The sequence below is a fragment of the Kocuria sabuli genome (assembly GCF_040981185.1).
In the GTDB taxonomy this organism is placed as follows: Bacteria; Actinomycetota; Actinomycetes; order Actinomycetales; family Micrococcaceae; genus Kocuria; species Kocuria sabuli.
Genome location: NZ_JAVHZE010000019.1, coordinates 50,244 through 62,707 on the forward strand (window position 1 = coordinate 50,244; position 12,464 = coordinate 62,707).

Consider the following 12,464-nt stretch of genomic DNA (forward strand, 5'->3'; position numbering starts at 1 on the left):
TGTGTGTCACAGGCCACATTTATTGACCGCGAACAAGGGGTGCTGCAGATGAACACGACCGGCCAACCACAGGAGCGCACTGGCGGAGAACTGCTCATGGCAGCCCTCGCCGCCCACGGCGTGGACACCGTCTTCGGGATCCCCGGTACGCACAACCTGGGCATCTTCGCTGCGATGGGCGGCCACGGCATCCGCAACGTCACCACCCGGCACGAGCAGGGCGCCGGCTACGCGGCCGACGGCTACGCCCGCTCCTCCGGGCGGGTCGGCGTGGTGGTGACCACCACCGGTCCGGGCGCCACGAACGCCGCCACGGCACTGGGCCAGGCATACTCCGACTCGGTGCCGGTGCTCCTCATCGCCCCCGGCGTCCCGAGGGATCACCCCAGCGACGGCGACGGGCTGCTCCACGAACAGGTGGACCAGCGCGGCACCCTGGCCGGAGTGGTCCGCCAGAGCCACCGCGTGCAGAGCCTGGCGGAGATCCCCACGGCCGTCGCCCGCGCCTTCGCCCGGATGGGTCACGGCCGCGCCCGGCCGGAGTACCTCGAGATCCCCTTGGACCTGATCGACGAGCGAGGCGCCGTGCCCGACGTCGCCCCACTGCCCCCGGCTGCCCCCGGCGTACCGGCGGAGGCCGAGATCGGCAGCGCCGCGCGAGCCCTGGCCGGCGCTGAGCGGATCCTCATCATCGCCGGCGGCGGCGCAGCGGGAGCAGCCGAGCAGGTCGCCGCGGTGGCCGAGCACCTCGGCGCGCCGGTCATCACTTCCACCAACGGCAAGGGCACTCTGCCCGAGGATCACCCCCTGGCGCTGGGGGCCGGGATGCAGATCGAGGCGTTCCCGGAGCTGGTCGAGAGCGTGGACACCGTGCTGGCGATCGGCACCGAGCTGGCCTCCGCCGACTGGTTCGGCCGGTACCCCCAGTTCCCCAGGACCGTGGTGCGCATCGACGCGGATCCGACCGGCCTGCTCACCAACGTCGCGCCCAGCCACCCGCTGCTCGGCGATGCCGCGGAGACCCTCCGGCTGCTGCTGGAAGCGCTCCCGGAAAAGGACCGTGCAGCGGATCCGCGAGCGGGGGCGGAACTGAAGAAGCGCTTCGTCCAGGCGCAGGAGAACTCGGCAGAAACCTGGATGGAGTCCTTCCGATCCCTGAACGAAGTGCTGCCGGACGATGCTGTGATCGCGGCGGACAACGCGATGTCGGCCTACAACGGGGCCGTCCCGGCCGTCCGTCTGTGCAGGCCGCGTTCCTTCCTGTTCCCGACGGGCTTCGGCACCCTCGGGTACGGCCTGCCTGCCGGCATCGGTGCCAAGCTTGCCGCCCCGGAGACTCCCGTCGTCGTGCTCCAAGGTGATGGCGGCCTGATGTTCGTCATCAGCGAGCTCGCCGCGGCGGCGGAGGCGCGCCTCGCCCTGCCGGTGATCGTCTACGACAACGGCGGGTACGGGGAGATCCGCAACGAGATGGCCGACCGCGGCGACCCCGTGCACTCCGTGGCACTGTCCTCCCCGGACTTCCCGGCCATGGCCGAGGCAATGGGTTGCCACGGGGTGCATCTGAACGAACCGGGCGAGCTCGGGCAGACCGTCCTGCAGGCCCTGGAGGCCGACCGGCCCACCGTCATCCACGTCATCGAGCACAGCCGCGCCGCCACCGGCATGCGCGGCTGACCCGCACAGCAACAGACACGAACACAGGAGGTTGGACCATGATTCCCTACGCCGTTGTCGACCCCGCCACCGGGCAGACCGTCAAGGAGTACCCCGGGGCCACCGACGCCCAGATCACCCAGGCGATCGAGGATGCCCATCACACGTACACCGAATGGGGGCGGACCACAGGGGTTGCCGAGCGCGCTGAGCTCGCCCGCCGCGCCGCCGAGCTCTTCACCGAGCGCAAGGAGGAGCTGGCGCAGATCATCCACCGCGAGATGGGCAAGCCGCTCGACCAGGCCGTGGGCGAGGTCGAGTTCTCCGCCGACATCATCTCCACGTTCGCCGAGCACGCGGAGGAGTGGCTGGCCGACGAGCCGCTGAAGGTCGCCGATGGGCTTCGTACCTTCATCCGCACCCAGCCGACCGGGGTGGTCCTGGGCATCATGCCGTGGAACTACCCCTACTACCAGGTGGTGCGCTTCGCCGTCCCGAACCTGATCCTGGGCAACACGGTGATCCTCAAGCACGCCGAGCAGTGTCCTGAGTCCTCCGCCGTGATCGCCAAGATCTTCCACGAGGCCGGTTTCCCGGAGGTTGCGTTCATCAACGTGTACGCCTCGCACGAGCAGATCTCCGCCATCATCGCCGACCCGCGGGTCCAGGGGGTCTCCCTGACCGGCTCGGAGCGGGCCGGCTCTGTCGTCGCCGAGCAGGCCGGGCGGCACCTGAAGCGCTGCGTGCTGGAACTGGGCGGCTCGGACGCCTTCCTGGTGCTGGACACCGGGGACCTGGACTTCGCCGTGGCCCAGGCCGTGGGCATGCGGATGGAGAACACCGGCCAGGCCTGCAACGGCTCCAAGCGCATCTTCGTGGCCGACAAGCACTACGACGAGTTCGCCGAGAAGTTCACCGCCGCCATGCGCGAGAAGTCCTACGAGAACGGTGACTTCGGCCCGTTGTCATCGCAGCAGGCGACCCAGCGGTTGACCGAACAGGTCGGTGCCGCCGTGCGCGAGGGCGCCGAGCTGGTGGTCGGGAACAACGAGCCCGTCGGGAACGTGTACACGCCCGGCGTGCTCACCGGTGTCGCCCCGGAGATGGAGGTGGCCTCCCAGGAGCTCTTCGGCCCGGTGGCCCAGCTCTACCGCTTCTCCTCCGACGACGAGGCCGTCGACCTCATCAACGCCGTGCCGTACGGCCTGGGCTCGGTCATCATCTGTGACGACCGTGAGCGGGCCGAGCGCGTGGGCGACCGGCTCGAGTGCGGCATGGTCTTCGTCGGCTCCGCCGAGCTGGAGGGACCGGACGTGCCCTTCGGGGGCGTGAAGCGGTCGGGCTTCGGCCGCGAGATGGGGAAGCTCGGCATGGAGTCGTTCGCCAACAAGAAGATCTACCGGTTCGCCGACTGAGACCGCGAGGGACAACCATGACTACAACACGCAGTGAAGAGCTCATCAACGGGGACGTCTCCTTCTGGGTGCGCGACGCCGGCTGGCCGGCACCCCGGGCGCCCCTGCCGGGGGACCTCGACGTCGACGTCGCGATCGTCGGAGGCGGCCTGACCGGCCTGTGGACGGCTTACTACCTCAAGCAGGAGCGGCCCGACTGGGAGATCGTGGTGATCGAACGTGAGTTCTGCGGCTTCGGCGCCTCCGGGCGCAACGGCGGCTGGATGAGCGCCGAACCCGCTGGACCGTTCCGCCGCTATGCCGCCGACCGCGGTGTCGAGGCCGCCCTGGCCATGCAGCAGGCGATGTTCGGGGCAGTGCGGGAAAGCGTGGACGTCGCCCACCGCGAAGGCTTCGGCGACGCGGTGGACGAGACCGGACTGATCCACGTGGCGACCTCTCAGGCGGGTCTGACCCGCGCCCACAAACACGTGCAGGAGATGAAGCAGCAGGGGTGGGGCGAAAACGACGTCCACACGCTCACCGGTCCCGAGCTGCTCCGGCGCGTGAACGTCGACGGCGCCCTCGGAGGGTACTGGACCCCGCACTGCGCCCGCGTCCACCCGGCGAAGTACACCTTCGGTGTGGCTGCCGCGGTGGAACGGCTCGGGGTGCGCATCTACGAGCAGACCACGGCCACGGCGCTGGAGCCCCACAAGGTGGTCACCGACCGCGGGGACGTCACCGCCCACGCGGTGGTGCGCGCGCTGGAGGGGTACACCGTCAGCCTCCCCGCCGAGCCGCGCACCCTGCTGCCGATGAACAGCAGCCTGGTGATCACCGAGCCGCTGACGCAGCAGCAGCTGGACAGCATCGGCTGGTCCGGTGCGGAACTGCTCGGGGACACCGCGCACAGCTTCTCCTACCTGCAGCTGACAGCGGACTGCCGGATCGCGATCGGTGGTCGGGGCAAGCCGTACGACTTCGGCTCGCGGTTCGACCGCGGCGGGCGGACGGCGGAGTTCGGCGTCGACCTCATCGGGGAAAGACTGGTCCAACTCTTCCCGTCCCTGGAAGGCATCCGCCTGGAGCAGACCTGGACAGGGGTCCTCGGGGTCCCGCGCGACTGGTCGGCGGCCGTGAACTACGACGCCGGGACGGGCCTGGCCTCGGCCGGCGGCTATGTGGGGCACGGTCTGAGCGGCACCAACCTGGCCGGCCGGACGCTGCGCGACCTGATCCTCGGCCATGACACGGAACTGACCCGCCTGCCGTGGACCGGCCGCAAGGCCCGCCACTGGGAGGTCGAGCCGCTGCGCTGGATCGGCGCCACGGGCCTGTACAAGGCCTACCGCTGGGCGGACCAGCGCGAGAACAGGTCGGATTCGCCCTCGACGAGCGTCATCGCCAAGGTCGCTGACCGGATCGCCGGGCGCTGAGCTCAGCGCCCGCACCCCACCACGGTGAGCCGAAGCCCCACGGCTGTCCCGCGCACCGCTGCAACCACGGATCCGGGAAGTCATCGGCCACACCCCGGCCGGTACGTGTCACGAGTCCGAGGTGCCAAGCGTTCCACGGCGCAGGCAGCGCCACACCGGTGCTGCGGGCCGGTGGTGTCCATGCTGCACCTCGATGAGCAGCCCGGCGGAGACGATCCGTGGCGCCCATTGCCCGGTCAGATCACTCCTCGTGAACGGATCCCAGACATGACATCGATCAAACCCGGGGACCGGGTCACAGCGCAGCCACCTGGTCACTTCGCCTACCAGGCGCAGGTCGAGGAAGTCGCCCCTCAATTCGGTGTCGTGTGGATACGGGACCTGAACCTGGGGGTCCGCAAGATGGTCGGACTGGACGAGTTGTGGAGCGCTCCCGCCTAGTGCCGGCAGGCCTCATCCGGAAGTCCGGATGTCACACGTCACCTGCACTGCACACCAGGCGCGTGTGCCGGGCAGAGCTCCACGCCCGAGTGCGCACAGCCACATCCCGTGTGGATCGAATGCGTTCGATCCACACCTCCCACAACGAAGGAGTTATCCGGTGAGTACACCAATTCTCCGCTCGACTTCGGGTGTCCTCTCCCGCGTGGAAGCGCGCTCGATCGACTACGTCCCGCTGGCCGAACGCAAGGGCCGGCTCTTGGACCAAGCCACCATCTGGTTCGCCGGGAGCGCCCAGCTGCTCTCCCTCGCGACCGGCGCGATCGGGATCGTGCTCGGCCTCAACCTCGGGTGGACGCTCATCGCACTCGCCATCGGTACCCTGCTCGGCACTATCCCGGTGGCGGCCCACGCCACACAGGGCCCGCACCTCGGCCTGCCGCAGATGATCCAGTCGCGCCCCCAGTTCGGTCGTTACGGGGCTCTGTTCATCTGGGCGATGGCGATCGTCGTGTACTGGGGCTACATCGTTCTCGGCGGGGACCTGCTCGGTGCGACGGCAGCCGAGCTCACCGGTGGATCATCGCAGTTGTGGATCATCGCCGTCTGCGCTGCTGCCACTCTCCTCGCAGTCTTCGGCTACCACTGGTTGCACAGGGCGCAACGCGTGATCACCGTGACCCTCGTGGCGGTCATCATGGTCTACGTCGTGGGGCTGCTGGCGACCGGGTCGATTCCCACCGCGCTGTTCGACCTGTCCCAGTCGTTCGACATCGGATCGTTCCTCGTGGTGGTCTCCGCAGCGACGGGATACCAGCTCACGTGGGCGTTCTTCGTCTCGGACTACTCGCGCTACATGCCGCCCGGGACGAGCAAGCCCGCGATCATCGCGGTCACCTCCGGTGGACTGTTCTTCGGCCTGTTCACCTTCATGGGCGTGGGGGCGGTCTGCGCCGCACTGCTGCCCGCTGAAGGCATCATCACCGGCCTGGTGGTCACCGGCAGCTATGTGTTTCCCGGTCTCGGCGAGCTGATGCTCGTCAGTGGGGGCCTCGGCCTGCTCGGTCTGATGGCGATGTGCGCCTACGGCGGATCGCTGACGCTCATCACCGCGCTCGACAGCATCCGGAGAGTGCAACCGACCCGCAGACTGCGCGTCGTGACGATCCTGCTCATCGGCGTCACGGGGACGGTCGCGGCAGTCCTGATCCCTGACGACTTCATCAATACGAGTTTCGCGACCGTGCTCACCGTCGTGGCATACCTCATGGGACCTTGGACCTCGGTGAACCTGACCGACTTCTTCCTGGTCCGGCGGGGCAACTACTCGGTGACGGAGATCTTCAAGAAGGACGGCATCTACGGTCTGTGGAATGGGCGCGGCATCACCGCCTACCTGCTGACACTGCTGATCATGGTCCCCTTCATGAACGTCGGCTCCTTCGAAGGACCGATCGCCTCCACCCTGGGCGTCGACATCGCGTTCTTCGTCGGCATCCCCGTCGGGTGCGTCATCTACTGGCTCCTGTGCCTGAACCAGAACACAGCAGAAGAACTGCGGGTCATCGCGGAATCCGACCAGGAACTCGAGCTGATCGGCACGCCCGTGGAATGAACATGGTCCACATCCTGTGACCCGTCCCGGAAGTGTGTTCATCAGACGCGATTGAAGAGTTGCGGGCAGCCCCGCTCCAACGGCGGCAGAGCGGCGATCTGTCCCGTGGGAGGACCGCGAAATCCTGCGCCGGAACCACCGGACGCGACTTCCGGCACTCGAGCTCACCATCGATCTGCTCGAGCGGCTGCGCGCAACCGTCGCAGCGAGCTGCGGCCGACCAGCCGCCCGGCCGGCACTGCCGTATCCCTGACCAGTCAACAGATCGTCATCCACCGCCCCGAAGGAAGACCATGTCAGTCAAGCGAATGATCCAAGCCGTCGAGACCCACTCCGGTGAGCCCATGCGCGTCATCACCGGCGGCGTTCCCCACATCCCCGGCAATACCGTCTACGAGCAGGCGAAGTGGCTGGAGGAGAACGACGACCAGCTGCGCAAGCTCATGCTCCGTGAGCCCCGCGGCTACCCACCGCTGTGCTGCAACCTGATCGTTCCGCCCAAGCACCCCGAGGCGGCCGCCGGGTTCATCATCATGGAGCAGGTGGAGTACCCGATGATGAGTGGCGGGAACACCATCGCGGTCGCCACGGTCCTGCTGGAGACCGGGATGATCCCGATGCAGGAGCCGGTGACCCAGTTCAATCTTGAAGCCCCCGCCGGGTTGATCGGCATCACGGCCCATTGCCGCGACGGCAAGGTGCAACAGGTGACCTTCGAGAACGTGCCGGCCTTCTCGGTCCACCGCGACGCCGTCATCGACGTGCCAGAGCTGGGTCAGGTCACCGTCGACGTGGCATGGGGGGGCATGTTCTACGTGATCGCCGATGTAGCGCAGTTCCCCTCCCTCGACCTCGTTCCGGACCGAGGACGAGACATCACCCGCATCGCGGCCCTGATTTTGGGGGCGGCCCAGGAGCAGCTTCCGGTGGAACATCCAGACTACCCGGGCATCGGCATCACGATCGCTCAGCTGTCCGGGCCCACCGATAACCCGAACGCTGACCGGAAGAACGCTGTGATGGTCGCCAGCGGTCCTATCGACTTGGACAACCCCGCCTCTTGGACCGGCGGCCTCGACCGGTGCCCCTGTGGCACCGGTACCTGCGCCAAGATGGCCGCCCTGCACGCCAGGGGAGAGCTTCCCCTCCACCAGCCCTTCCGGCACGAGGGCGTCCTCGGCACTGTCTACACCGGCGAGCTCGTCAAAGAAGTTCAGATGGGCGACCGCGTCGGCGTCGTCCCCACCATCAGCGGCCAGGCATGGATCACCGGGTACAGCACCTACGTGCTCGACGCGGACGACCCCTTCCCCAACGGGTTCACCGTGGGGGACATCTGGGCGGCCCAAAAGGATACTGCCACCGCGTAGCGCACTTCCGACCTCATGCGCTGACAGGTCCTGACCGGTCCACGACGAGGGCAGAACACCATGGATCTGGCCTCAAACCAACAATCTGTGGCCCGGCCCACGGGCGTCATACATGAGATCCAGGACGACCGCCGATGACGGGACGGCGACGAGACCGATCTGACCATCCATGGAAAAACTCTCTTCCTCGACGACGCGGAGGAAGCCATTTCAACGACCCCGAATACTTGGAGCAACCAGTGTCTTCCATGAAAAACACACCAACGGCTACTGACGACGACTCTACTACTACGACCTTCAAGCGCCGCTTCCTGATCAGGCTGACCGCCGTCCTGATTGGCGGGATGTTCCTGGACGGCTACATCCTCGGCATCATCGGCACGGTGATCAGCACCATCAGCACCGAACTGAGCTTCACCCCGCTGTGGGAGGGCCTGATCGTGGCCTCCACGCTGATCGGTATCCTCGTCGGCGCACCGATCGGTGGCTGGCTCGGCGACAAGTTCGGCCGCAAACCGTTGTTCATGATCGACATGGGCATCTTCGTTCTCGCCTCAGCTCTACAGTTCTTCATCCAGGAACCGTGGCAGCTGTTCGCGGTCCGACTGCTGATGGGTATCGCGATCGGCGTCGAGTACTCCGTCGGCTGGCCGCTGATGTCGGAGTTCGCACCCGCCCGTCTGCGGGGACGGCTGATGGGCCTGACCCTGGTCGCCTTCTACGCCGGGTTCATGACCGCCTTCATCGTGGGCTACGCGCTGACCACCACCACCACGATCGACTGGCGGATCGTCCTCGGCTCGAGCACCGTTCTTGCGGTGATCCTGTTCATCGCCCGCATCGGTCTGCCCGAGTCGCCGCGCTGGCTGTGGAGCAAGGGCCGCCACGAGGAGGCCCACCGGCTGGCCCACCGTTACCTGCTGGATTTCGCCGACATGAGCGATGTCGAGCACGAGCACGAGCGCAAGGGCAAGTTCACGGATCTGTTCTCCCGCCGGTACTGGCGGGCCACCCTGTTCACCTCGATGTTCTGGCTCTGCGCGGTCACTCCCTACTTCGCGATCGCCACCTTCGCCGAGAGCGTGCTGGAAAGCTATGGACTCAGCCAAGGCCTCGGGGGGGGAGTGGGGCTCTCCGCACTGGCCACCGCCGGCGTCATCCTGACCGTGATCCTGGTCGACCGGGCCGGCCGCCGCGTGCTGACCGTCCCGCCGCAGTACCTGTGCTTCGTGCTCCTGGCGATCATCGGATTGTGGGCAGGTGCACCCGCCTGGGTGGTCCTGGTCTGCTTCCTAGCCTTCTCCTTCTTCAACGCCGGGTACAACACGTTGACCGGCATCTACCCCGCAGAGGTCTTCCCGACCGAGATCCGGGGGGTCGGGACAGGATTCGCAACCGCGGTCAGCCGCATCGGGGCTGGTGCCGGCACGTTCCTGTTGCCCTATTCCATGGTGAACTACGGGCCGCAGACCACCATCCTCATGGCCGCCGGACTCACTCTCCTCGGCGCCATCCTGTCGCACTGGCTGGCGCCCGAGACCAAGGGGAAGACCCTGACCGAGACGGCTGCCAGCTTCTCGCACTAACTGGTGTTCACCCCTGACCGGCCGACGCGAACCGACGGCAGGTCAGGGGGGAACAACCCGCAATAATTCGTGGGATCCTTCATTGGCAAAATGGTTGTGAACCAGATTAGTTCCTTTGAGGGGCATTTCTCACCGAAATTCACTCTCGCTGGTGATGAGCACAAGTGCACCGGCGTCGACCGCGCGGATCTTCGGCCGGGAGAGCACCTCGGCCTTTTGGGTATCGCATCAGCTCAGAGGTCACATCTGAGGGGATACAGACGACGCCGCCAGATCCTTGTACTAACGCACAAATTACCCCGCATTCTGTGTATTCGAACAATTTACCGGGCCGAATCGCCCTCCTACGCTGGAACTCAGCACCGTGACACATCTCACGATTGATTCCGGGCGGTGAATAGTGGCGAGGTGGAACAACCCACTCCCCGCCGCACCGCTACCGAGAGGATCCGGTAACGGTTGGCACCCCACTCACCAACGCATCTAAAAAGGACCACCTATGCACACCCCGTTTCCCACTCCAACGCTGTGCCGGGAAGATCTCCAATGAGCGCCGCGACGCACCCCACCGTGGGGATCCTCGGCGCCGGCTTAGCCGGCCTGGCCGCTGCCACCCACCTGCGTGAAGCCGGCTACGACGTCACCGTGTTCGAGGCCCGCGACCGGGTCGGCGGACGCGTGTGGTCGGAAGCGATGAACACCGGGCATGACTTCGCCAGCATTGTTGAGCGTGGAGCAGAGTTCGTCTTGAACGGCTACGACGCCATGCGCCAGCTCCTGAGCCTTACTGGTCTGTCACTGGTGGAGACGGGCATGAGCTACTACGTCCGTACCTTGGTGGAAACTCCGCAGATCACCACCGACGATGTAGCGGCAGCCGGCCAACAGGCCGCCGACATCGCCCGCTCCTTGCCGGGAACTCCCTCGGCCGAGGACGTGCTCAGCCGCTTGGAGCTGGACAGGCGCATTGTCGATGCCCTGCGTGCCCGCATCGAGATCTCCACCACAGTGGAATCGGACAAGGTGACGGCCGCAGCTCTGAACCAGATCGCCTCCTTCCGGAAGCTTCCCAGCTGGCGTGTCGGCGGCGGAAACCAGGGGTTGCCCAAGGCTTTGGCAGCTCGCCTGGGTCGTGCCGTGCGCACCGGGGAGACCGTGCGTCGTGTGGTGCAGCTGGAGGAAGGGGCGGCGGTCTACACCGACACGGGAGCCGCCATCTTCGACGCCGTGGTCGTCGCCCTGCCCTTGGCGATCATCCGTGACCGCACGACGGTGCAGCTTCCCGTGCCGGAGTGGAAGCAGGCAGTACTGGACCGGGTGCTGCAGGGCCATGCAGCGAAACTCCATCTCCCCCTACGCGCCGTGGCGCCCACCAGCGCCACCATGTCCGTCAAGGGACGGTTCTGGAACTGGACCGCCGTCGACGCCAGCGGCCAGGTCGCCCCGGTACTCAACGGATTCATGGGTTCGGAGGCAGCCCTGCAAGCCGCGGCTGTGCATGAGGGGCCCGCTCGATGGGCCGAGGCGGCCCGGGCAGCGCGCCCAGACCTGTCCTTCAACACGGACCTGCCGGCACTGGTGACCGACTGGTCCACCGACCCGCTGGCTCGTGGTGCCTACTCCGCCCACTCACCTCACGTCCGCGCCCAGGACGGAGAGATGCTGGAGCAGCCGGTCGGTGACGTCTACTTCGCCGGGGAGTACAGCGACGCCCTGTACACCGGTCTCATGGAGGGCGCCATCCGCAGCGGCCAACGAGCGGCTCAACGGGTCACCCACCAACTGAGCGCCTCCCGCTCGGCTCCTCAGGAGGCCCTCCGATGACAACGATGCTCATCCGCAGCGCCGACTGGCCTGCTGCCCAGCCCATCGAACAGTCCAGGGTGATCGCCGGCGCCCCGGAAACCAGCACCTTGGTGCTGCACCACAACACCCGCGCAGAAATAGGACTCTGGAAGGCAAGCCCGGGTGAGTTCACCACCGTCCGTCAAGGCTGCACCGAGTTGATCACGATCGACGCCGGGCGCGGCCGACTGGTGCACGACAACGGCCAGGCCATCGAGCTGCAACCCAACACCGTCGTCGTCCTCGAAGACGGATGGACCGGCCGCTGGATCGTGGAGGAATCCATCGTGAAGTCCTACGCAATTATTTTTACCGACTCCTGAGCCAAGACGCGGACCGGGCAACGTCACACACTTCGCACGAGGTCCTCGGATCGGAGGAGAACCCATGACCACTACAAGGTCTGAAACGCTGCTGGACACCGCGTATCCCACCGGCCGTTCATCGGCAGACAGAGGGCCACAGCATCCGGGAACAGACCCTTCGCGGTTCTCGACCCGACCACCGGCGTGGTGGTCACGACCGTCGCCGACGCCACCGCCGACGCCACCCCCGACGTGGAGTCCTGGGGCTGCCGCCCGGCCAGTGAACACCGAGGGAGAACCCTGCATGAAAACCGTCACCGCTCCGACGCGACCTGCTCCCGGAGCACCACGCGCCATGACCCCACGTCGCACCTTCGATCCGCGGAAACAGCTCGCTTTCAGTGCTGATACCTGCTCTGACGGCTCCTCTTCAATGGACTGCCCATACTGCCGGGGACCCGAGAGCGATTGATCACGGACAGGCCCCACGACCCATCAGGACATGGCGCAACAGCATCGACAGGAAGTCGCTGTAGCCGCTCAAGGAACGGAACACCACACGCTCTCGCCCACGGCAGATCCTTGCCGGATCACGAAGCGACACCGGCGGGCTCAACACTTTTGCCCGCCCGTCCGACACCACACCGCTGAAGCACGCCGCGAGGCACCAACGACCGGGTGACCTGCTGCGTCGACCAGAAAGGCTGACAACATGAGTATCACGGACCAGGCCCGACCCTCCCCTTCCGTCCAGGACCGCATCGCCGCGGTGCTGGCCGCCACCCCCACCGGGTTGCTGATCGACGGTGCGTG

General features: G+C 66.7%; 9 protein-coding genes. All 9 read left to right on the forward strand.

Annotation, left to right across the window (positions count from 1 at the left end; genetic code table 11):
- The first annotated feature begins 48 nt into the window (after nucleotides 1-48).
- The 9 genes from RE027_RS15250 to RE027_RS15290 all read left to right on the forward strand — a co-directional run bounded on the left by RE027_RS15250 (nucleotide 49) and on the right by RE027_RS15290 (nucleotide 11,669).
- Entirely contained in the window at nucleotides 49-1,677 is a 1,629-nt protein-coding gene (locus tag RE027_RS15250; RefSeq protein ID WP_368809126.1) for a thiamine pyrophosphate-binding protein, read from the forward strand.
- A 38-nt stretch (nucleotides 1,678-1,715) separates the two neighbouring features.
- The gene (locus RE027_RS15255) at nucleotides 1,716-3,071 is read left to right on the forward strand and encodes an NAD-dependent succinate-semialdehyde dehydrogenase (RefSeq protein ID WP_368809127.1); all 1,356 of its coding nucleotides are present in this window, start codon (nucleotides 1,716-1,718) and stop codon (nucleotides 3,069-3,071) included.
- Nucleotides 3,072-3,088: 17 nt separating this feature from the next.
- Complete coding sequence (locus RE027_RS15260) at nucleotides 3,089-4,489, forward strand: NAD(P)/FAD-dependent oxidoreductase (RefSeq protein WP_368809128.1); 1,401 nt, start codon at nucleotides 3,089-3,091, stop codon at nucleotides 4,487-4,489.
- Between the two features lie 180 nt (nucleotides 4,490-4,669).
- On the forward strand, nucleotides 4,670-4,930 hold the full coding sequence (locus RE027_RS15265) for a hypothetical protein (RefSeq protein WP_368809129.1): 261 nt from the start codon (nucleotides 4,670-4,672) through the stop codon (nucleotides 4,928-4,930).
- A gap of 205 nt (nucleotides 4,931-5,135) precedes the next feature.
- Nucleotides 5,136-6,545 (forward strand): purine-cytosine permease family protein, encoded by a 1,410-nt coding sequence (locus tag RE027_RS15270; protein WP_368809130.1) that lies wholly within the window; start codon nucleotides 5,136-5,138, stop codon nucleotides 6,543-6,545.
- A 293-nt stretch (nucleotides 6,546-6,838) separates the two neighbouring features.
- Nucleotides 6,839-7,915, forward strand: coding sequence for a proline racemase family protein (locus RE027_RS15275; protein ID WP_368809131.1), 1,077 nt, complete (start codon nucleotides 6,839-6,841; stop codon nucleotides 7,913-7,915).
- A gap of 248 nt (nucleotides 7,916-8,163) precedes the next feature.
- Complete coding sequence (locus tag RE027_RS15280; protein WP_368809132.1) at nucleotides 8,164-9,501, forward strand: MFS transporter; 1,338 nt, start codon at nucleotides 8,164-8,166, stop codon at nucleotides 9,499-9,501.
- A 546-nt stretch (nucleotides 9,502-10,047) separates the two neighbouring features.
- The gene (locus RE027_RS15285; protein WP_368809133.1) at nucleotides 10,048-11,325 is read left to right on the forward strand and encodes a flavin monoamine oxidase family protein; all 1,278 of its coding nucleotides are present in this window, start codon (nucleotides 10,048-10,050) and stop codon (nucleotides 11,323-11,325) included.
- Nucleotides 11,322-11,669, forward strand: coding sequence for a cupin domain-containing protein (locus tag RE027_RS15290; RefSeq protein ID WP_368809134.1), 348 nt, complete (start codon nucleotides 11,322-11,324; stop codon nucleotides 11,667-11,669). The genes RE027_RS15285 and RE027_RS15290 overlap by 4 nt, the downstream gene beginning before the upstream one ends.
- The last annotated feature ends 795 nt before the right edge of the window (nucleotides 11,670-12,464 follow it).